Here is a 21,097-nt window from a genome sequence, read left to right on the forward strand (position 1 = left end):
GATCGGGGTCATTTCGCCCCGTTTGCCAGTAGATTAGCCAGCCCGTTCGCGCGGGTCCAGAAAATGTCGCACTCCGCAGGGCCTTGTGGCTTTTCGGCCAGATGCCGGGTTGCTTCGAGCTGAGGTTGCCGACGCCGGCCGTCAGCTCAGCGCCCGTTCGGCGGCGGCTCCGATCCGCAGCAACCGCTCCTCCGCCATCGCCGGCGCCATGAGCATAATGCCCGTGGAGGGCACGCCGGTGGGCAGGGTCAAGGCACAAAGCCCCATCAGGTTGCCGATCCGCGTGTTGCGCAGGGTCAGGAGGTTCTCCGAGACGAAGAGCGCCTCGTCCTGTGCGACGGCGGCCGCATTCGGCGGCAGGATCGGAACCGAGGGCGCAAGAACTGCGTCATATCCGGCGGTCGCCGCTTGGAATGCCGCCCGCAACTGCTCCAGCTGGTGCCACGCTGCCACGTAGTCGGCCGCGGCGATCTCCGCCCCGCCTCGAAACCGCTCGCGAACCGGCCCATACATCCGCTCCGGAGCCGCCTCGATCTCGGTTTTCCAGGTGCCGTAAGCTTCGGGCGCGAAGAGGAGGCCCGACAGGGCCAGTGCCTCTTCGACTTCCGCGACAGGCCCCTCCTCCACCGTTGCACCGGCCGCCCGCAACCGCGCGACCGCCTGCGCATAGCCCCGCGCGGGCGCCTCGCGAATCTCGTCGAGCGCCACGGTGGTCAGGGCGAGGAACCGGCGCCCCGTGAGCGTCGCCCCTTGCAGATCGGCGGGCTTTCCGCCTTCCAGCGCCGCAAGGAGCAATGCCGCATCCTCCACGGTCCGGCAGAGCGGCCCTACGGTGTCGAAGCGCGCGCACAGTGGAACAACACCGCGAAGCGGCAGCCGGCCAGCGGTTGTCTTGAGCCCGACAAGATCGTTCCAGGCAGATGGCACGCGCACCGACCCGCCGGTGTCCGACCCGATCCCGGCGGCCGCAAGACCGAAGGCGACCGAGGTCGCCGCACCCGACGAAGAGCCGCCCGGAACGGCATCCGCGTCGTTCACGCAGGGAGGCGTTTCGGTGGACGGGTTGAGCCCAAGGCCCGAAAAGGCGAGTTCGGTCATGTGGGTCTTGCCGAGGCACACCAGACCGGCCGCGGTTGCATTAGCCAGCACCTCGGCATCGGCGGCCGGAACGCGCCCCTTCAGCAGCGCCGAACCGGCCTCCGTCGCGACGCCGCTCGTGTCGAAGAGATCCTTCCAACTCACCGGCACCCCGTCGAGCAGCGAACGCCGCAATCCGAGTTCGGCGCGGCGTGCGGCTGCCTCGGCCTCCCGGAGCGCCCGGTCCCTCGTGATCCGCGCATAGATGCGCGAAGCGTTCGGGTGCCGCGCAATCGCGTCCAGATAGCACTCGGTCAGCGCGACCGGGTCGATCTCTCCGGCACCGATCCCGCGCCCCAGATCGCCCGCGCTCATCCACAGCCACTCGTCCATTGCACCCTCCGATACCGGCTGGAGGCGACGGTAGCGGCAGGGCAGCGCATGGACAATCCCGCGCGGAGGCGTATCTGTATCGGCGATGACACATGACAGCGACATCCTGATCGTCGGCGGCGGATTGAACGGGCCGGCCCTGGCGCTGGCCTGCGCCCAGGCTGGCATGACCTCCACCGTGATCGACGCGCTCAGCACGGCGGCACGGGAAGACGAGGGATTTGACGGGCGCTCCTACGCGCTTGCCCTGGCATCACAGCGCCTGCTGAACGCCCTTGGCATCTGGCCAAGAGTTGCCGAGCACGCGCAGCCGATCCTTCACATCGTCACGACCGATGGACGCCCGGGCGAAGGTCCGGTCCTGCCCTTTGCAATGCATTTCGACACGGCTGAAATGGACGAGGGGGTCATGGGCTACATCCTGGAGGACCGATATCTGCGGCGCGCCCTTCTGGAGGCCATCGAAGCGAATCCGAAGATAACCCACCGGGCGGGTGAAACGGTGGTGGACCAGAATATCACCGCATCCGATGCGCAGGTGACACTTGCATCGGGCGAAACGCTGCGAGGTGCACTTCTGGTCGGTGCGGACGGCCGCAGGAGCGGCGTCGGGATGCGCGCCGGGATCCAGCGCACCGGGTGGGACTATGGCCAGACCGCGCTCGTCTGCGCCGTGGAGCATGAAAAGCCCCACGAAGGCACGGCACACCAGTTCTTCATGCCGCACGGACCGCTGGCGATCCTGCCATTGCCGGGCAACCGCAGTTCGATCGTCTGGGCGGAAGCGCCGGAGATCGCGACACATATCGCAGGGCTCGACGATGCGGGTTTCCTGGAGGCGCTGCGCCCGCGTTTCGGCGACTTCCTCGGAGAGATCCGGCTGGCCGGGAAGCGCTTCGCCTACCCGTTGAACCTGACCATGGCGAACCAGACCGTGAAGGAGCGCCTCGCCCTGATCGGAGACGCGGCGCAGGGTGTGCACCCGATAGCCGGCCAGGGATTCAACCAGGGGCTTGCCGACGTGGCGACGCTGACACAGGTGCTGGCGGACGCCCGCCGCCGCGGCGAGGACATCGGCTCGATTCTGGTTCTGGAACGCCACCGTCAGTGGCGCAGCTTCGACCGGACGACGCTGGCGCTTGGCATGGATGCGGTCAACCGTCTGTTTTCAAACGACAACCCGATCCTTCGCATTGGCCGCGGGCTGGGAATGGGGCTCATCGATCGACTGCCCGCCTTGCGGAGGACATTTGTCCGCGAGGCGGCCGGCGTCTCCGGCGACGTCCCGAACCTGCTGAAGGGACGTCCGGCCTGAGGACCGGCCACGCGAATGGGCGTGGCACCGACCTGCGCGCGTTACTCCAGCGGCCGCGCCTCGTCGACGATGAGGATCGGAATGCCATCCCGGATCGGATAGGCGAGGTGCGCGGCGCGCGAAACCAGCTCCTGCCGCTCGGCGTCATAGGAGAGCAATGTCCTGGTTTGTGGACAAACCAGCGCCTCCAGCATTTTCGGATCGAACCGCTTGGACATCGTTGCGGCGCCTTCGGTCATTGCATGATCTCCGTCCCGTCATCGCCGGAATGGAGCGCGAACTCCAGCAACGCGGTCAAGGTTTGGCGACGGTCGGTCAGGGTCGGCGCTTCCAGCAGTGCCTGCTTGTCGCCCACGTCGAAGGGAAGGAGCATCGACAGGGAGTTGAGCATCAACTCATCCTCGGCTTCTTTCAGGCTGTCCCAATCGGTCGACAGCCCCCGATCCTCCAGAAACCGTGACAACAGATCGAGAAAAGGCTTTCGCGCGAAGCTCTTGTCCTGCTCGGCCGGGCCGACGTCCCGCGCGAATGCGCCCCAGTCGACCTGCGCCCGCATATATGGCGTGAACCCTTCGGTCTCGGCCTGAATCCGGAACCGCGAAATCCCCGTCAGGGTAATCATGTAGCGGCCGTCCTCGGTTTCCGAAAAGGCCGTGAGCCGGCCTGCACAGCCAATGGATTGCAGACCGGCGCCCCCTTTCGCAGATGGCTCGCGCGGCTGCACCATTCCGATCAGCCGGTGTTCCGTTTTCAGCGTGTCATCGAGCATCGCCAGGTAGCGGGGCTCGAATATGTGCAAGGGAAGCCGGGCGCGAGGTAGCAACAGCGCACCGGGCAATGGAAAGAGCGGGATCATGTCCGGCAGATCGGTCTTGGCAATCATGGTTCCAAGGTAGCCGGATTGCGCGCTCAGGCAAATATCATCGAGCTGAGCTTCCGCCGGCCGGTCAACACCACCGGGTCCGTGGGCTTGAGCGCATCGAAGATGGTGAAAAGCTGCGTCTTGGCAGCGCCGTCGTTCCACTCGCGGTCGCGTCGGAACAATTCCAGCAGTTCCGCCACCGCGGCCTCGACATCACCGTCGGCGTGGAGCGCCGTGGCAAGGTCGAACCTGGCCTGGTGGTTGTCCGGATCGGACGACACGGCCGCGCGCAACTCCGCCAGCGGCCCTGCGTCTGCCGCCTGCCGCGCCAGTTCGAGTTGGGCGCGCGCTGCCTCGACCTCCGGCGCAGCGGTAATGTCGTCGGGAACCGATGCAAGGAACGCTTCTGCCTTGTCGGCCTCTCCCAGCGCGAGATGCGCCCGCACCAGCCCGCCATAGGCCGCAGCGTTGCCGGGCTCTTCCCCGAGGATCGCGGCAAAGGTCTGCGCGGCGTCTACGGCGGCGCCTTCGGAGAGCATGGTCTCGGCCGCCTCGACCGCTTCGGCCAGCCCGCCATCACCGGCGAGCGCCCCGACGCGGTCCACGAAGGCCTTCACCTCGGATTGCGGCAATGCCCCCTGGAACATGTCCGCGACCTGGCCCTTGTAGAAAGCCACGACCGTCGGGATCGACTGGAGCGGCAAGCCCTGTTGGGCCAGCATCTGCGCGAGGCGCTGGTTCTGGTCCACGTCGATCTTGACCATCTTCACCTTGCCGCCGGCCGCCTGAACGGCGGCTTCCAGCGCCGGGCCGAGGGTCTTGCAGGGCCCGCACCATGTCGCCCAGAAGTCGACGATGACCGGGATCTCCTGGCTGGCGTCGACCACGTCGGCCATGAAAGTGGCTTCTGTCCCGTCCTTGATCAGGTCCGCGGCGGCGGTTTGGGGGGCGTTCTCGCCGAATTCCAGCATAGGATGGCTCCTCGAAATTAGTTGGGCGTTATGTGGCGTATCCCCCCGGCCCTTGCAAGGGCGCCAGCGCGATCGCGCCAGTGATCGCCCTAAAGATCGAATGTCGCGAAGACGGGTGCGTGGTCCGACGGCTTCTCCCAGCCCCGCACTGCCCGCAGGATCCGGCTGGAATGTGCGGCGCCGGAGATGTCGGGCGTCGCCCAGATGTGATCGAGCCTGCGGCCCTTGTCGGCGGCATCCCAGTTGGGCGAGCGATAGGACCACCAGGAATAGAGGTTGCCTTCGGGAATGTCGGCGCGGGTCACGTCGACCCAGCCGCCCGCCGCCTGGGTGTCCGCAAGATGCTCGACCTCGATCGGCGTATGGCTCACCACCTTCAGCAACGCCTTGTGGTTCCAGACGTCGTCCTCGCGCGGCGCGATATTGAGGTCGCCCACCAGAATTGCCCTTTCGGGGCGTTCGGCGTGGAACCAGTCGCGCATTTCGGTCAGATAGTCGAGTTTCTGACCGAACTTCTCGTTGATCTCCCGATCCGGCTTGTCGCCGCCGGCGGGCACGTAGAAGTTGTGGATCACCGTGCCATCTTCCAACCGCCCGGCAACGTGGCGGGCGTGACCGAGGTCCGCGAAATCCTTGTCGCCCAGATCCTCCATGGGCAACTTCGACAGGATCGCCACGCCGTTGTAGCCCTTCTGACCGCGGGCGATCATGTGGCTGTAGCCGAGGTTGGCAAAGACATCGGCCGGGATCTTGTCGACCGGGCTCTTGCACTCCTGCAGGCACAGAATGTCCGGCATCTCGTCCCGCATCAGACGCGTCACGAGGTCTGCCCGCAGACGAACCGAATTGATGTTCCAGGTGGCGAGTGTGAAGGGCATGGAAGGTCTCCGGTTGCGGCCGCGCGACCCTAGCGGCAGGTGCGCGGACCCTCAAACGAAATCGGGCTCACACCGATCCCGAACCTTGCGGAAACCGACCGCGCACCACGTGTATCAACGGAAACGCGTGTTGCATGCGCGCGGCATTTTTCCGCCCCCGGCGCAATCGGCAATTCAATCGATTCCGGACACAGGCTTGACCTGAGCCCACAAGTCCGGACAATTTGGTGTGGGAGACAATCAGGGAGGACACCAGATAAGCGCGAAGTTTGACGTGCGCCACCGCCGGGCGTTTTTCGCGTAATTGCGCGACGCTGATTGGCGATCACCAACACCAAGTGCGATTTCGCTCGGAGTTCCTGCTTCTGGTGGATCGCGCGAAACGAGCGCCGCGCGCTTTTCGACACAGCACAACCCGACGAGACGCAGCCATAGCGTTCCGTTGCAAAAAAACAAAAATACCTTTCCTTCATGGCCAATAACGTTCCGCAGCCTACATGCCCCTGGGGCCAGCCAGTCGGAACGGCACTGAATTCTCACCCCGAAAAGAACCTCCGGGTCACGAGGCCCGGGAAATAAGAAAGGGATCAGGGCGTCAGAAACACCAAAATGCGTGCCTCGGCGAAATCGGTCGGCGCCTTTGGCATGCACGCGCTGCGCGAGCGGCGCGAATGTCCCGAAGCGGGCAGCATAGCGCGCCGGGCGACCACCGACCTTCATCATGTCATCTAGGGAGGAAACGAGATGACAAACGACAACAAGATTGGCCGCCGGTCATTTCTGAAACGTTCGGCGCTTGCCGGAGGGGCAGTTGCGGGAGGAACGCTGGCAGCCCCGGCGGTGCTGGCACAAGCGCCCATCGTTCTGAAAATGCAAACATCGTGGTCCGCGTCGAACATCTGGCAGGAGTTCGCCCAGGACTACGTGAACCGGGTCGAAGCGATGTCGGGTGGCAGGCTCAAGATCGACCTTCTGCCGGCAGGAGCGGTTGTCGCGGCGTTCCAGGTGCTTGATGCGGTCAACGACGGCCTTCTGGACGCGGCTCATTCCGTCCCCGTCTACTGGTACGGCAAGAACAAGGCCGCGTCGCTGTTCGGCACGGGTCCGGTGTTCGGCGGCTCGGCAACGACCATGCTCAGCTGGTTCTACGAGGGCGGCGGCGCCGAACTCTACCGAGAGCTGACCCAGGACATCATGGGACTGGACGTCGAGGGCTACATGGGCTTCCCGATGTTCGCCCAGCCGTTCGGCTGGTTCAAAGGCGAGGTCAACACGGCGGCAGAACTCAACGGGTTCAAGTATCGCACCGTCGGGCTTGCGGCCGACCTTCTGCAATCTCTCGGCATGTCTGTCGCCCAGCTTCCGGGCGGCGAGATCGTTCCGGCGATGGAGCGGGGCGTCATCGACGCGTTCGAATTCAACAACCCGTCTTCGGACAAGGACTTCGGCGCACATGACGTGGCAAAGAACTACTATCTGTCGTCCTACCACCAGGCGTCGGAAAGCTTCGAGTTCCTGTTCAACAGCCTGACGATGGAAGATCTCGAACCCGACCTGCGCGCCATTCTCGTGCACGGCGTCGAGGCGGTGTCCACGGCGAACACCGCGAAGGCCATGCGCCGCTACTCGGCGGATCTTCAGTGGCTTCAGGAGGACGCCGGGGTCACGGTGCACCGGACGTCCAAGGACATCCTCGATGCCCAGATCAAGGCATGGGACGGGCTGATTCCGGTGCTTGAAGAAGATCCGTTCATGAAGAAGACTCTCGACAGCCAGCGCGCCTGGGTCGAGCAGGTCACCTTCTACGAACTGATGAACGCCCCTGACTACGCGCTTGCCTACGAGCACTATTTCCCGGGCAAGCTGAAGCTCTGATCAGTCGCGCACCCAAACCCGGCCCGGCGTTGCGACGCCGGGCCACTCCACTCGTCTGAAGGGGTTAGCATGATCGGATACATCCGGTTCGCGGACAGGTTGTCGGCCTGGTTCGGCAAGGCGTTTGCCTGGCTTATCGTGCTCATGTCGGTCGGAACCGGCTATGAGGTATTCGTCCGATACGTTCTCAACGCGCCAACGGCCTGGGCACTCGACGTATCCTTCATCATGTACGGTACGCTCTTCATGATGGGCGGCGCCTACACGCTGTCGCGCGGCGGACACGTGCGCGGCGATTTCCTCTATCGGCAATGGCAACCCCGCACCCAGGCCAAGGTCGATTTCGTCCTCTATCTGCTGTTTTTCTTCCCCGGTGTGCTGGCGCTCATTTTCTCGGGTTGGAAATACGCCGCGCGCTCCTGGCAATATGGCGAGGTGTCGGTCAATAGCCCTGCGGGCGTGCCAATCTACCAGTTCAAGACGGTGATCGTGGCGGCGGGCATTCTGCTGTTCGTCCAGGGGATCGCACAGGTCTTCCGTTGCATCATCGCGATGCGGACGAACCGATGGCTCGAGGCCGAGAAGGACGTTCAGGAAACAGAGGACCTGTTGATGCAACAGGCAGCCAAGGGCGAAGGGGACCATCCCACATGACCGACCCGCAGATCGCCCTGATGATGCTGGGGCTGTTCATCGTTTTCGTGTTCCTCGGCTTCCCGATTGCCTTCACGCTCATGGCGATGGGCATCGGCTTCGGCTATTACGCCTATTTCGACGAACGTCGCATGTGGCGGGACTACGACCGGCTCGACGAAACGGCGACCTCATGGGACCAGTGGACGAGTTGGTTCGAGGGGTTCTTCAACAACCGAATATTCGACCTGTTCGTGAACCAGACCTTCACGGTAATGTCGAACGAGGTGCTCACGGCCGTCCCGCTGTTCCTTTTCATGGGGTATATCGTTGAGCGGGCGAATATCGTCGACCGGCTGTTCACAACGCTCAATATCGCCTCGAAGAACATTCCCGGCTCGATGGGCGTGGCCGCGCTGATTACCTGCGCGCTCTTTGCCACCGCGACCGGTATCGTCGGCGCCGTGGTGACGCTCATGGGGCTCCTGGCCCTGCCGGCGATGCTCAAGGCGCGCTACAACCCCTCCTTCGCGAGCGGCATCATCTGCGCGGGCGGCACGCTCGGCATTCTGATCCCGCCGTCGATCATGCTGATCGTCTACGCGGCGGCGTCGAACGTCTCCATCGTCCGCCTCTACGCAGGGGCGCTGCTTCCCGGCCTGACCCTCGTGGGGCTCTACCTCGTCTACGTCATCGGACGATCGATCCTGCAACCGTCCTCCGCGCCGCGCCCCACCAAGGACGAAGTACCGGACATGCCGACGGGCAAGCTCGTGCTCATGATCCTGACCTCGTTCCTGCCGCTGGCCTTCCTGATCCTCGCCGTGCTCGGCTCCATCCTGTTCGGGCTTGCCACCCCGACGGAGGCGGCCTCCATCGGTGCGCTCGGCGGTATCCTTCTGGCTTTCCTCTATCGCGCGATGACATGGCAACGCCTGCGGGAAAGCGTCTACCTGACGGTGCGAACCACGGCGATGGTCTGCTGGCTTTTCGTCGGCTCCTACACGTTCTCCGCGGTCTTCTCCTATCTCGGGGGCGAACACGTCATCTCCGAGTTCGTGCAAAGCATGAACCTGACGCCGATCCAGTTCCTGATCATGGCGCAATTCATCATCTTCCTGCTGGGGTGGCCGTTGGAGTGGTCGGAGATCATCATCATCTTCGTGCCGATCTTCCTTCCGTTGCTGGCCTACTTCGAGATCGACCCGCTGTTCTTCGGCATCCTCGTGGCATTGAACCTGCAGACCAGCTTCCTGACGCCGCCAATGGCAATGTCGGCATATTATCTCAAGGGTATCGCGCCGCCCGAGGTGCGGCTGACGCAGATCTTTGCCGGCGTGATGCCGTTCCTGCTTTGCGTCTTCATATCGATGGTGCTGATGTACCTCTTCCCGGAGATCGTCTTCTACCTGCCGGAGTTGTTCTATGGCAGTTGACACGGCGATGAAAACGCAGGCTTCCACGTACGCGTCCCTCGGGGCGGTGGACTTGCGCGACCGGCTGGCAACAGGCGCGCTCAGCGCCACGGAGCTTGCCGAGATCTGTATTGAGAGGATCGAGGCGCGGGAACCGGAGGTCCGCGCCTGGGCCTGGTTCGACGCCGACTTTGTCCGCGCGCAAGCCAAGCAACTCGATGCCTACCGCGCCACCGGCCGTCCGATCGGCCCGCTGCACGGGCTGCCTGTCGGGTTGAAGGACATAATAGACACCGCCCGGATACCGACGGAGAACGGGTGTGCGCTCGATGCCGGGCGCGTGCCCGTCGCGGATGCCTTCGTGGTGGAGCGGCTCCGGCAGGCGGGGGCGGTGATCATGGGCAAGACCGTGACCACCGAACTTGCCTACCTGCGCCCCTCGGCAACGCGCAATCCGCATAACCTGAGCCACACACCGGGCGGGTCTTCCTCCGGCTCGGCGGCAGCGGTCGCCGACGGTATGGTGCCCTTGGCGCTCGGAACGCAGACGACTGGATCCGTGATCAGGCCTGCGTCTTTCTGCGGGGTGACGGGCTTCAAGCCGAGCTTCGGCGCAATCCCGCGTCGCGGGGTGCTGCTGCAATCGCAGTCGCTCGACACCATCGGCGTCTTTGCGCGCGATCCGGACGGCGCGGCACTCCTCGCCGATGCGTTGTTCGGGCATGACGACGCCGACAGCGCAACTACGCTGGCGCCGCCACCGCAGCTTCTGGAGACGGCACGCTCCAAGCCTCCCTTTGCCCCGGTCTTCGCGCTGGTGAAGCCTCCGGGCTGGGAGGAGGCCGACCCGCAAATGCAAGCGGCCCTCGCCGAGCTGGGCGACGCGCTTGGCGACCAGGTCTTCGAGATCGAGTTTCCGAAGGTGTTCGACCACGCGGTATCGCAGCACCGCTGCATCAACCTCGCGGAGATGTCCCGCAATTACTATCGCTACTGGCGAGACGGGCAAGACAGCCTGGGAGAGGGGACGCTTGCCGCATTGGCCGAAGGCAACGACATCCTTGCGCGCGATTATCTCGCGGCGCTCGACTGGCCACGGGTGCTGAATGCCGGTCTCGCGGAAATCTTCGAGAGATGCGACGCGATCCTGTGCCCGGCCGCGCCCGGCCCTGCCCCGGACGGTCTCGGGACAACCGGAAATCCCATTTTCAACGGTCTTTGGACGCTTTGCGGAACCCCCGCCGTGACGGTTCCGATCCTCACCGCCGAAAACGACCTTCCGATGGGTGTGCAGCTGGTGGCGGCGCGCGGCGACGACGCGCGCTTACTGCGCTCTGCCCGATGGCTCTACGACTGGGCCGCTCAATGACGCTTGGACAATGGACCTGACATGACACGATTGCTTGCCCTACTCGCGTTCCTTGCACTGGCCGGATTCGTCCTGATCCTGATCATAGAGGTTCCCAGCCCGGATCTGATTGCCGTTTCCGTCCTGACAATCGGGCTGGTCGCCTACGATTTCCTGACCTCAAGCGGAAAACCGAAGGAATGACGCTGTGAACCGGCCGACGATCTGGATTTCCCGCCGGCTGTCCGATGCCACGCTGGACAGGGCGTCTCGCGACTACGACGTCATCTTGAACGATGCGGACACGCCCGGAACCGCTGACGAGATCGTCGCGATGAGCAATCGCGTCGACGGGATGATTCCCTGTCATTCCGAACACTTCACCGCCGACGTCGTCTCCCGCCTGGATCCGCGGCTGAAGATCGTCGCCAACCATTCCGTCGGCGTGGATCACTGCGACCTGCCGGCCCTGCGTGCCCGCGGTATCGCCGTGACCAACACGCCCGATGTCCTCTCCGACGCCACGGCAGAACTGGCGATGATGCTGATGCTCTGCGCCGCCCGCCGCGCTGTGACCGGGGACCGCATTGTCCGGACGGGCACGTGGACCTCGTGGTCACCGTCCTTCCTCGTTGGCAAGCAAGTCTCCGGCGCGCGGGTCGGAATCGTCGGCATGGGGCGGGTCGGGCAGGCATTTGCCCGCAAGGCACGCGGCTTCGACATGGATGTCCACTACTTCAACCGTCAGCGACTCTCGCCCGAGGCCGAGACCGGCGCGACCTACCACGAAACGCTCGACAGCCTGCTGAGCGTGTCGGATTTCCTGTCGCTCCATTGCCCGGCCACGCCGGAAACGGATGGGATGATGAACGCAGAAAGGCTGGCGCGCCTGCCCGACGGCAGCGTTCTGGTGAATACCGCGCGCGGCGCTTTGGTCGACGAGGCCGCGCTGCTCGGAGCGCTCGAATCCGGACGGATGCTGGCCGCGGGGCTCGATTGCTTCCGTGAGGAACCGGGCGGCAACCCGGCATTCGCAGCCCAAGAGAACATCGTGATGATGCCCCATGTGGGCAGCGCCACCGTCCGGACGCGGGATGCCATGGGGTTCCGCGCGCTCGATAACCTGGACGCGTTCTTTCGCGGTGATCGGCCGAGAGATCTGCTTTAGCGAACGGTACTTTGCTCCGGTGCGCCGTGACACGCGGGCAACCGGGGCACATTTCGTCAATCGCCATCGGCCGCACTGAAGCCCGCGTCGACACCGAGGCTCGCGCCCAGATCCTCCGCCACTTCGAGTTGCAACTGGCGCACGACCGTTTGCAACGCCTCGACGCGGATCCGGGTCATCGGATCCTCAACGGCCACCGCAATAGGTGCGGAGATCCTGTCCTCCACAACACGGGCCTTCTCGAACAATTGCAGGATTCGTTCGCGGTCTTCCGTGTCGAGGTCTTCGGCAAAACCGCCCTCGACCAATTCTTCCAACCCGTCCAGTTGCGCCACGACGATGTCGTTGGTCAATCCGGCGCGCCATGCCTCTGCCCGGCGCGGATAACTCCGCTCATAGGTGCCCATTGGCCGCGCCAGACGATAATCCGCGACCCGCGTCAGCCCGAAGGTGAGCGCCGTAAACAGCGTTCGGGTGAATTCCTCGGACGACAGGTAGATCGGGTTTTCCGGCCCGGCCGCCCGGGCGAGATCGGCCCAGCCGTCTGGCGCGAACCAGCCATCGTAGAGATCCTGCGCGAGCCCGCTGATCCGGGCCGACACACCGACCACCGTCGGGCAGGGCTCCAGATCGGTGTAGACCAGCCGTTCCATGGCCGGCAGCCCCTGTGCCGCGGCGGACCCATCCGCCACGCGGGCCGGGTCGCGCTGCGCCTCCTCCGGCAGGGACATCAATGCATCCAGACCACGGCCGACGAAGTTCTTCTTGTCAGGCCAGAAATTGACCCGCAGCGCGGCGCCCAGCTGCTCGACAGGACCGAATTGATAGCTGTCCAGCGGTGCCCAGGCGAGCCACGCCTCCCGCAGCGCGTCCCTGATCTCCGCATCGCTCACAGCGCCGTCGCAATATGCAACCGCGGTGGCCTCGAGCCGGCCGGCTGCGACGCGAAACCGGTCGAACTGCCGATCCAGCACCGCCAGGGCGCGTTCGGTCACCGCGTCATGATCGGTACCACCCGTCATTTCCGGCGCCGTATCTGGCATGTCCGACTGCGCGAACGCCCCGGGAGATAGGGCGATGGCACAGGAAATGGCGGCGAGAATGCGGATCATCACGAAACTCCGGGCGGGATTGTGTGCAGTTTCCGAAGGTGGCTGCCTGCGGCAATCGTGGGCGCCCGAACGGATGCGCCGACAGTGCCGTCTTGTCGGAGCGTCGGCAAGGCCCTTCTTCCGCGCTCCAGGGGGGTCGCCACGCGGCCCGCGGATTGCCACCCCCTCGGCCCGAGCGCGTGAACCTTTGCGGGTCAGCTCCTCGCGCGGGGCAGGCGTGCACCCGGGCAATCAGGTCATTTGGACCGCGTCGGGCCGAGGCCTATGAACGCCACTTCACAATGCCCGTTCGCCAGCGCGGCCCCGATGGACCCACGACTGTCCGAAAGCCCACGGCGACGAGGAGCGCCCGCCTCGCGGACGGTCCCTTCGTGGTTCCGACAAGCGCGACACCCCCGTCGATGATCACCGCAGAAGAGGTCACGCAGCGCTCCCGAGGGCATGCGCAGCAGTCCGGATGGCGCGGATGTTCTCGCCGTAAACCGATGCGTTTTTCACCGAACCGCCCCGGAAAACGGCGGAACCCGCGACCAGCACATCCGCACCCGCGCCGACAACGAGCGGCGCGGTGGTCGGGTCGACGCCCCCGTCGATCTCGATATGGATGGGGCGGTCTCCGATCATTGCGCGCAGGCGGCGGATCTTCGCAGTCATGTCGATAAACCTCTGGCCGCCAAAGCCGGGATTGACCGTCATGACACAAATGAGGTCGACCAGATCGAGCAAATGCCCAACGGCCTCGGCCGGTGTCCCCGGGTTGAGGGCAACGCCCGCCTTCATCCCGGCGGCGCGGATCGCCTGCAGCGTTCGGTGAATATGTGGACCCGCTTCGAGATGCGCAGTCAGGATGTCCGCTCCGGCCTCCGCATAGGCCTCGATAAAGGGGTCGACGGGCGCGATCATCAGGTGCACGTCCATCACGGTCGTCACATGGGGGCGAAATGCCTTCACAGCCGGCGGGCCGAAGGTGAGGTTCGGCACGAAATGGCCATCCATCACGTCCACATGCACCCAATCGGCGCCCTGACCCTCGATGGCGCGGATCTCCTCGCCGAAGTTGGCGAAATCCGCCGAGAGGATCGACGGGGCGATCTTGATGCTGCGGTCAAAGGTCATGTGGGTTCTCCCTGCCGTGGCGGCCTGTCCACATCGAGCCCGCCCTCGAAAACGCGGCTGGCCCGGATATCCGGTGCGCCGATCGTACTAAGATCGTCGGCCGTGAGCGGCCCCTTGCATTCGGCAAACAGCCGGTTCGCCTGCCGCAACCGCGCGCGGTCCAACGCGTTGCGCAGGGATCTGGCATTCGCGAAATGCGGTTGCTGGCGCCGAAGAGCTATGTACTCGCCCAGCGCCGCCCGGGCGCCGGTGTCGAGACGATAATTCTGACCCGCGAGCATTTGCTCGGCGATCCCCATGAGTTCGCCATCGGCATAGTCCGGAAAATCGACGTGATGCGCGATCCGCGAGCGAAACCCCGGATTTGCACCAAAGAACCGGTCCATCCGGTCGGCATACCCCGCCATGATCACCACCAGGTCGTCGCGGGTGTTCTCCATCACCTGCAGCAGGATCTCGATCGCCTCCTGCCCGTAATCGCGCTCGTTGTCGGGTTTGTAGAGGTAATAGGCCTCGTCGATGAAGAGCACGCCCCCCATCGCCTTCTTGAGCACTTCCTTGGTCTTGGGCGCGGTATGGCCGATATATTGCCCCACCAGATCGTCGCGGGTCACGCTCACCAGATGCCCCTTGCGCACGTAGCCGAGGCGATGCAGCAGCCCCGCCATTTTCAGTGCCACCGTGGTCTTTCCCGTTCCCGGGTTGCCCGTGAAGCACATGTGCAGCGTCGGCGTGTCCTGGCTCAGCCCCATGTTGCGCCGCGCCCGGTCTACCAGCAACAAGGCCGCGGTTTCACGGATACGCCGCTTGACCGGTTCGAGCCCGACCAATTCCTCGTCCAGTTCGCGCAGCACGTCGTCAACACCGGAAGCTTCGTATTCCGCTGCAAGGTCCACTGTCGTTGGGACGGCCTCGGCTGCCTCGATCTCGGGGTCTGGTTTCATCCGGCGGCTCCTTCTTCTGTCCGAAAATATCCCGGGGGGGGTGCGGGGGGCGCGAAGCCCCCCGCCTGCGGACTCACCGCCGCACGTCCCACGCATATTTCTGGCTGCGGCCCACGAAATCCGTCCGTTGCATGTGGATCGTGGGTTCCGTCCCGGGGCGGTTCACGATGAAGGACATCTTCACCGATTCCACGCCCCTGGTGTCGTCAAAGGCATTGAGACGGATGTAGGCGTCGGGATGCGCCTTGCGGCATTCGTCAAGCTCCATCATCACGCCCTTGGCGTCGCGCAGGTCGAACATCGGGTTGCCCCACATCTCCCAATAGGTGTTTCGGGGATGGGGATCGTCGGTATATTCCACCCCGATCGCCCAGTCATTGGCGAGGCAATATTCCACCTGTGCGGTGATCTGGACATCGTCGAGATCGGGCAGGAACGAGAAGCAGCCCTGGGTGATACGCATCTGAATTTTCTCCTTTTCTTGCCCGGATCACATGGCCGGGGTTTCGACTGGCACGAAATCGGACGTGTCGGTCGAGGTGTAGTTGAAGGTGATATTGCCCCAGGTATCGAGCGCGGCCTCGAGCGGCTTGCACCACTTGGCGGCCTCGCGCAGGATCTCCGGACCTTCGTTCCTGATGTCGCGCCCCTCGTTGCGGGCCAGCACCATCGCCTCCAGCGCCACGCGGTTGGCCGTGGCACCGGCCTGGATGCCCATCGGATGGCCGATCGTGCCGCCGCCGAATTGCAGCACCACATCATCGCCGAAAAGGTCGATCAGCTGGTGCATCTGGCCGGCATGGATGCCGCCGGAGGCCACCGGCATGACCTTTTTCAGATCGGCCCAGTCCTGCTCGAAGAAGATCCCGCGCGGCAGGTCCACTTCGTTATGAGTCTCGCGGCAGACATTGTAGAAGCCCTGCACGGTGAGCGGGTCGCCCTCCAGCTTGCCCACGGCGGTACCGCAATGGAGGTGATCGACGCCCGCAAGCCGCAGCCATTTGGCGATCACCCGGAAGCTGATCCCGTGGTTCTTCTGCCGCGTGTAGGTTCCATGTCCGGCGCGGTGCATATGCAGGATCATGTCGTTCTGCCGGCACCATTCGGAGATCGACTGGATCGCGGTCCAGCCGATGATCAGGTCCACCATCACGATGACCGAACCAAGCTGCTTGGCAAACTCGGCGCGGGCATACATCTCCTCCATTGTGCCGGCGGTGATGTTGAGATAATGCCCCTTCACCTCGCCGGTGACGGCCGAGGCATGGTTGACCGCCTCCATGCAGTAAAGGAAACGGTCGCGCCAATGCATGAAGGGCTGCGAGTTGATATTCTCGTCATCCTTCATGAAATCGAGCCCGCCCTTGAGCCCTTCATAGACCACACGGCCATAGTTCTTGCCCGAGAGCCCGAGCTTGGGCTTGGTGGTGGCGCCCAGAAGCGGCTTGCCGAACTTGTCGAGCCGCTCGCGCTCGACGATGAGCCCGGTGGGCGGCCCCTTATAGGTTTTCACATAGGCCGCCGGGAAACGCATATCCTCCAGCCGCGCCGCCCTGAGCGGCTTGAAGGAGAAGACATTGCCGATGATCGAGGCCGTCAGGTTGGCGATGGAGCCTTCCTCGAACAGGATCAGGTCATAGGCGACATAGGCGAAATACTGGCCCTCCTGCCCCGGCACCGGCTCCACGCGATAGGCCTTGGCGCGGTAGCTGTCGCAGGCCGTCAGCCGGTCGGTCCAGACCACGGTCCAGGTGGCGGTGGAGCTCTCGCCGGCAACGGCGGCGGCGGCTTCGATCGGGTCCACGCCCTCCTGCGGCGTGATCCGGAAAAGCGCCAGAACGTCGGTGTCCTTGGGGACGTAATCGCCGTCCCAATAGCCCATCTGGGCGTATTTCAGCACACCTGCCGAATAGCGCTTCTTCTTGTCGGTGATCTCGATGGATGTCTCGGGCTTGTTCATGGGGTCCTCCCTCTCTGTCTCGATCAGGCCGCGCGGGCCGTGGCGGGATGCGGGTCGAGCCGGCCCGCGGCGTAGCGCGCGGCCATGTCATCCATCGGGATGATGCGAATGGCGCTCGCATGACCGGCCGTGCCGAAGCGTTCGAACCGGTCGCGGCAGAGCGCCTGCATGGCATCGCGCGCGGGTTTCAGGAATTTGCGCGGGTCGAACTCGCTCGGGTTCTCCTGCGCGATGCGGCGGAACTGGCCGGTCATGGCCATCCGGCAATCGGTGTCGATATTGACCTTGCGCACGCCGTGGCGGATGCCGCGCTCGATCTCCTCCACCGGCACGCCATAGGTCTGGGGCATCTCGCCGCCATGGGCGTTGATGATGTCCTGCATCTCCTGCGGCACCGAGGAGGAACCATGCATCACCAGATGGGTGTCCGGCAGGCGCGCATGGATCGCCTCGATCACCTCCATGGCGAGGATGTCGCCGGTGGGCTTGCGGCTGAACTTGTAGGCGCCGTGGCTGGTGCCGCAGGCAATCGCCAGCGCGTCGACCTTGGTATGGGCCACGAACTCGGCCGCCTGATCCGGATCGGTCAGGAGCTGGTCCTCGGAGAGCTTGCCGACAGCGCCATGGCCGTCCTCGGCATCACCCACGCCGGTCTCCAGGCTGCCCAGCACGCCCAACTCACCCTCCACCGAGGCGCCGACCCAATGCGACATCCGGCTCACCCGCTCGGTGATGGTGGCGTTGTAGTCGTAGGAGGCAGGCGTCTTGCCATCGGCCTCCAGCGAGCCATCCATCATCACGCTGGTGAAGCCATGCGCGATGGCGGTCATGCAGGTGGCCTCGTTGTTGCCGTGGTCCTGATGCATGCAGATCGGGATATTCGGGTAGACCTTCGCCAGCGCCTCTACCATCTTGGCCAGCATGATGTCGGTGGCATAGCCGCGCGCCCCGCGCGAGACCTGCATGATGACCGGCGCGTCGACCTCCTGCGCAGCCTCCATGATCGCCTGACCCTGTTCCATGTTGTTGATATTGAAGGCCGGCACGCCGTAGCCATGCTCGGCGGCATGGTCCAGCAGCTGGCGCAGGGTGATTAATGGCATCGTGTTCCTCCCGTTGAATTGCTCAAAGCGCCGGGGTCAGGCGCGGGCACGCGCGACCTGTCGGCGCGCGGCTTCGGCCACGGCCACCGGCGTGATCCCGAAGTGGCGATAGAGTTCCTCGGCAGGCGCGGAGGCGCCGAAACCGCTCATGCCGACGAAGCCGTCATTGCGTTCCAGCAGCACTTCCCAGCCCTGACGCACCGCCGCTTCCACCCCGACACGCGGCCCCACGCCGCGCACGGAAAGGCGGTAGTCGGCAGGCTGGGCCGCGAATAGCTCGAAACTCGGCGCTGAAACGACGGCGGCACGCAGCCCCTCGGCGGCCAGCAGTTCGGCCGCTTCCATCGCGATCTCGACTTCGGACCCTGTGGCGATCAGCGTCACATCCCGTCCACCGGCCGGCTCGCGCAGAACGTAGGCGCCCCGGGCGACCATGTTGGTTTCCGTATGTGACCGGCGCAATGTCGGCAGGCCCTGGCGCGACAGGCAGAGCGCCGTGGGTGTCGATCCGGAGCTGGCTGCAATCTCCCAGGCCTCCGCCGTTTCCACCGCATCGGCGGGGCGAATGACGGTCAGGTTCGGCATGGCCCGCAGCGACGCGATGGTTTCCACTGGCTGGTGGGTCGGGCCATCCTCGCCGAGGCCGATGGAATCATGGGTCAACACGTAGGTGACGGGTTGCTCCATCAGAGCCGAAAGGCGGATCGCGGGGCGGCAATAGTCGGCGAATACCAGAAACGTGCCGCCGTAGGGTTTCAGCCCGCCGTGCAGCGAAATGCCGTTCATCGCCGCCGCCATGGCATGTTCGCGCACGCCGTAGTGGACGTAGTCGCCAGAATAGTCATCGCGCGTGACGGAGGTCATCCCGCCCGACCTGGTGTTGTTCGAGCCCGTCAGATCGGCGGAGCCTCCGACTGTATTGGGAAGTGTTCCATTCACCACTTCCAGCGCCATCTGCGATGCCTTCCGCGTCGCCACCTTCGGCGCATCCTTGGAAAGCCGTTGCTTGTGGGCGCGAATGGCCTCCGACAGAGCCGAGGCATCCACCGGAGCATGTGCGGCCTCGAACGCTTCCCGAGATGGCGCAGCGGCAAGGCGCGATTCCCATGCGGTTCGGGTCGCGGCGCCGCGTGCGGCGACAGCGCTCCAGGCATCGTAGACCGCGTCGGGGATCTCGAACGCTGCGTGGGGCCAGCCGAGCGCCTCGCGGGTCGCAGCGACTTCATCCTCACCCAATGGCGCACCGTGGGTGGCAGAGCTCCCCTGCTTGTTGGGGGCGCCGAAACCGATAACCGTCTTGCAGGCGATCAGCGACGGGCGGGCGTCGGTGCGTGCCGCCTCGATGGCGGCGGCAATCGCCTCCTTGTCGTGGCCGTCGACAGCCTGCACGTGCCAGCCCGCTGCGGCGAACCTTGCTTGCTGGTCAGTCGAGGTGGAAAGCTCCGTCGCGCCGTCGATGGTGATCGCATTGTCATCCCAGAAAACGATCAGCCGTGCGAGGCCGAGGTGCCCCGCGAAATCGATGGCCTCATGGCTGATCCCTTCCATCAGGCAGCCGTCGCCCGCAAGGACATAGGTGTGATGGTCTACCAGATCGTCGCCGAACCGCGCGTTCATCATCCGCTCGGCGAGCGCCATGCCCACCGCCGTGGCGACCCCCTGTCCCAACGGGCCGGTGGTGGTCTCGATGCCCTTGGCGTGGCCAAATTCGGGATGCCCGGCTGTCCGGTATCCGAACTGGCGGAAGTTCCGGAGCTGGTCGATACCCATGTCGTCATAGCCGAGCAGGTGATTGATCGCATAGACAAGCATCGAACCGTGCCCTGCACTCATGACGAAGCGGTCGCGGTCGGGCCAGCGATCTTCGGCCGGATCAAGCTTGATGAACCGGTTGAAGAGCACGGTGGCGACGTCGGCGAGCCCCATCGGCGCACCGGGGTGGCCGGAGTTGGCGGCCTGAACGGCATCCATCGAAAGCGCGCGAATGGCATTGGCCATCTGGTCTTCGATCGTGCCTTGAAGCGGCGACTGGACGTTCATTTGCGGTCTCCTCTGGCGCGGCGGGATTCCTGAACAAGCCGGATGACCATGGGCGTGAAGATGAGCTGCATGGCGAGATCGAGCTTGGAGCCGGGGATCACGATGGAATTCGCCCGGGTCATCCAGGAGTTCTGGATCATCGACGTGAGATACGGGAAATCGATACCCCTCGGGTTCTTGAAGCGGATCACCACGAGGCTTTCGTCCGGCGTGGGAATCCAGCGCGCGACGAACGGGTTCGAGGTATCCACCACCGGAACCCGCTGGAAATTCACGTCCGTTTCGGTGAATTGCGGGCAGATGCAATGCACGTAGGCGTGCATCCGGCGCAGGATCGTATCGGTCACAGCCTCGGTGGAGTAACCGCGACTGGAACGGTCCCGGTGGATTTTCTGGATCCACTCCAGATTGATCACCGGCACCACACCGATCTTGAGATCGGCCAGGGCCGAGAGGTTGACCTTGTCATTGACGACGGCCCCGTGCAGCCCTTCGTAAAAGAGCAGGTCCGCGCCGGGTTCAAGATCACGCCATTTGGTAAAGTGGCCGGGCGGTGTACCGAACTTCTCCGCCTCCGCGTCGTCATGCACATAGGTGCGGGTTTTACCGGTGCCCGTCTCGCCAAAGCTGCGGAAGACCTCTTCCAGCTTGTCCAACGCGTTCGCGTCGTAGGAAAAATGGCTGAATGTGTCGTTGCCGGCGTCCTTGTGCGCCTGCATCTGGGCGCGCATTTCCGCGCGGTCGTAGCGGTGGAAGGCATCCCCTTCGATCATGCTCGCCGTGATCCCCTCGCGGCGAAAGATCTGTTCGAAGGTCGTCTTGACCGTTGTGGTGCCGGCACCGGAAGAGCCGGTCACCGAGATGATCGGGTAGGTCTTGCTCATTTT

Annotated in this window: 20 protein-coding genes; 7 read left to right on the forward strand and 13 right to left on the reverse strand. The window is 64.5% G+C overall.

What is annotated here, in order from left to right:
• Positions 1-141 precede the first annotated feature (141 nt).
• On the reverse strand, positions 142-1,470 hold the full coding sequence (locus tag ARC39_RS15510; protein ID WP_068115752.1) for an amidase: 1,329 nt from the start codon (positions 1,468-1,470) through the stop codon (positions 142-144).
• 85 nt (positions 1,471-1,555) lie between these two features.
• Here ARC39_RS15510 and ARC39_RS15515 point away from each other — a divergent pair, with 85 nt between their 5' ends.
• On the forward strand, positions 1,556-2,785 hold the full coding sequence (locus ARC39_RS15515; protein WP_068115753.1) for a UbiH/UbiF/VisC/COQ6 family ubiquinone biosynthesis hydroxylase: 1,230 nt from the start codon (positions 1,556-1,558) through the stop codon (positions 2,783-2,785).
• A gap of 41 nt (positions 2,786-2,826) precedes the next feature.
• On the opposite strand, the gene ARC39_RS15520 is transcribed toward ARC39_RS15515, so the two are convergent.
• From ARC39_RS15520 to ARC39_RS15535, 4 genes are all read right to left on the reverse strand, one after another.
• Complete coding sequence (locus ARC39_RS15520; RefSeq protein ID WP_068115754.1) at positions 2,827-3,024, reverse strand: Trm112 family protein; 198 nt, start codon at positions 3,022-3,024, stop codon at positions 2,827-2,829.
• Positions 3,021-3,668, reverse strand: a complete 648-nt coding sequence (locus ARC39_RS15525) for an LON peptidase substrate-binding domain-containing protein (protein WP_068115755.1) — start codon at positions 3,666-3,668, stop codon at positions 3,021-3,023. Before ARC39_RS15525 ends, ARC39_RS15520 begins: the two co-directional genes overlap by 4 nt.
• A gap of 26 nt (positions 3,669-3,694) precedes the next feature.
• On the reverse strand, positions 3,695-4,618 hold the full coding sequence (locus tag ARC39_RS15530) for a tetratricopeptide repeat protein (RefSeq protein WP_068115756.1): 924 nt from the start codon (positions 4,616-4,618) through the stop codon (positions 3,695-3,697).
• An 89-nt stretch (positions 4,619-4,707) separates the two neighbouring features.
• Entirely contained in the window at positions 4,708-5,496 is a 789-nt protein-coding gene (locus ARC39_RS15535) for an exodeoxyribonuclease III (protein WP_068115757.1), read from the reverse strand.
• A 744-nt stretch (positions 5,497-6,240) separates the two neighbouring features.
• Between ARC39_RS15535 and ARC39_RS15540 the strand changes: the two genes are divergently transcribed.
• The 6 genes from ARC39_RS15540 to ARC39_RS15560 all read left to right on the forward strand — a co-directional run bounded on the left by ARC39_RS15540 (position 6,241) and on the right by ARC39_RS15560 (position 11,935).
• The gene (locus ARC39_RS15540) at positions 6,241-7,371 is read left to right on the forward strand and encodes a TRAP transporter substrate-binding protein (RefSeq protein WP_068115758.1); all 1,131 of its coding nucleotides are present in this window, start codon (positions 6,241-6,243) and stop codon (positions 7,369-7,371) included.
• A gap of 69 nt (positions 7,372-7,440) precedes the next feature.
• Positions 7,441-8,025 (forward strand): TRAP transporter small permease subunit, encoded by a 585-nt coding sequence (locus tag ARC39_RS15545; RefSeq protein WP_068115759.1) that lies wholly within the window; start codon positions 7,441-7,443, stop codon positions 8,023-8,025.
• Positions 8,022-9,440, forward strand: coding sequence for a TRAP transporter large permease (locus ARC39_RS15550; protein WP_068115760.1), 1,419 nt, complete (start codon positions 8,022-8,024; stop codon positions 9,438-9,440). The genes ARC39_RS15545 and ARC39_RS15550 overlap by 4 nt, the downstream gene beginning before the upstream one ends.
• The gene (locus tag ARC39_RS15555) at positions 9,430-10,788 is read left to right on the forward strand and encodes an amidase (protein WP_078059293.1); all 1,359 of its coding nucleotides are present in this window, start codon (positions 9,430-9,432) and stop codon (positions 10,786-10,788) included. The genes ARC39_RS15550 and ARC39_RS15555 overlap by 11 nt, the downstream gene beginning before the upstream one ends.
• A 21-nt stretch (positions 10,789-10,809) precedes the next feature.
• The gene (locus tag ARC39_RS26010; protein ID WP_201455759.1) at positions 10,810-10,971 is read left to right on the forward strand and encodes a hypothetical protein; all 162 of its coding nucleotides are present in this window, start codon (positions 10,810-10,812) and stop codon (positions 10,969-10,971) included.
• A 4-nt stretch (positions 10,972-10,975) separates the two neighbouring features.
• Positions 10,976-11,935, forward strand: a complete 960-nt coding sequence (locus ARC39_RS15560) for a 2-hydroxyacid dehydrogenase (protein WP_068115761.1) — start codon at positions 10,976-10,978, stop codon at positions 11,933-11,935.
• A 56-nt stretch (positions 11,936-11,991) separates the two neighbouring features.
• On the opposite strand, the gene ARC39_RS15565 is transcribed toward ARC39_RS15560, so the two are convergent.
• The 8 genes from ARC39_RS15565 to ARC39_RS15600 all read right to left on the reverse strand — a co-directional run bounded on the left by ARC39_RS15565 (position 11,992) and on the right by ARC39_RS15600 (position 21,094).
• Entirely contained in the window at positions 11,992-13,047 is a 1,056-nt protein-coding gene (locus tag ARC39_RS15565; RefSeq protein ID WP_068115762.1) for an imelysin family protein, read from the reverse strand.
• A gap of 420 nt (positions 13,048-13,467) precedes the next feature.
• Positions 13,468-14,163 carry a ribulose-phosphate 3-epimerase gene (rpe, locus tag ARC39_RS15570; RefSeq protein ID WP_068115763.1) on the reverse strand — a complete coding sequence of 232 codons (696 nt, stop codon included), beginning with the start codon at positions 14,161-14,163 and terminating at the stop codon, positions 13,468-13,470.
• Positions 14,160-15,107: a CbbX protein gene (gene cbbX, locus ARC39_RS15575; RefSeq protein WP_068115764.1), complete on the reverse strand. Its 948-nt coding sequence runs from the start codon at positions 15,105-15,107 to the stop codon at positions 14,160-14,162. The genes rpe and cbbX overlap by 4 nt, the downstream gene beginning before the upstream one ends.
• Positions 15,108-15,180: 73 nt before the next feature.
• On the reverse strand, positions 15,181-15,570 hold the full coding sequence (locus ARC39_RS15580; protein WP_068115765.1) for a ribulose bisphosphate carboxylase small subunit: 390 nt from the start codon (positions 15,568-15,570) through the stop codon (positions 15,181-15,183).
• A gap of 27 nt (positions 15,571-15,597) precedes the next feature.
• Positions 15,598-17,067 carry a form I ribulose bisphosphate carboxylase large subunit gene (locus ARC39_RS15585; RefSeq protein WP_068115766.1) on the reverse strand — a complete coding sequence of 490 codons (1,470 nt, stop codon included), beginning with the start codon at positions 17,065-17,067 and terminating at the stop codon, positions 15,598-15,600.
• Positions 17,068-17,090: 23 nt separating this feature from the next.
• A complete protein-coding gene (gene fba, locus ARC39_RS15590; RefSeq protein WP_068115767.1) occupies positions 17,091-18,170 on the reverse strand; it encodes a class II fructose-bisphosphate aldolase in 1,080 nt (359 codons plus the stop codon).
• A gap of 36 nt (positions 18,171-18,206) precedes the next feature.
• Positions 18,207-20,210 (reverse strand): transketolase, encoded by a 2,004-nt coding sequence (gene tkt / locus ARC39_RS15595; RefSeq protein ID WP_068115768.1) that lies wholly within the window; start codon positions 20,208-20,210, stop codon positions 18,207-18,209.
• Positions 20,207-21,094 (reverse strand): phosphoribulokinase, encoded by an 888-nt coding sequence (locus tag ARC39_RS15600; RefSeq protein ID WP_068115769.1) that lies wholly within the window; start codon positions 21,092-21,094, stop codon positions 20,207-20,209. Before ARC39_RS15600 ends, tkt begins: the two co-directional genes overlap by 4 nt.
• Positions 21,095-21,097 lie beyond the last annotated feature (3 nt).

This window comes from Tropicimonas marinistellae (assembly GCF_001509585.1).
GTDB classification, from domain to species: domain Bacteria; phylum Pseudomonadota; class Alphaproteobacteria; order Rhodobacterales; family Rhodobacteraceae; genus Tropicimonas; species Tropicimonas marinistellae.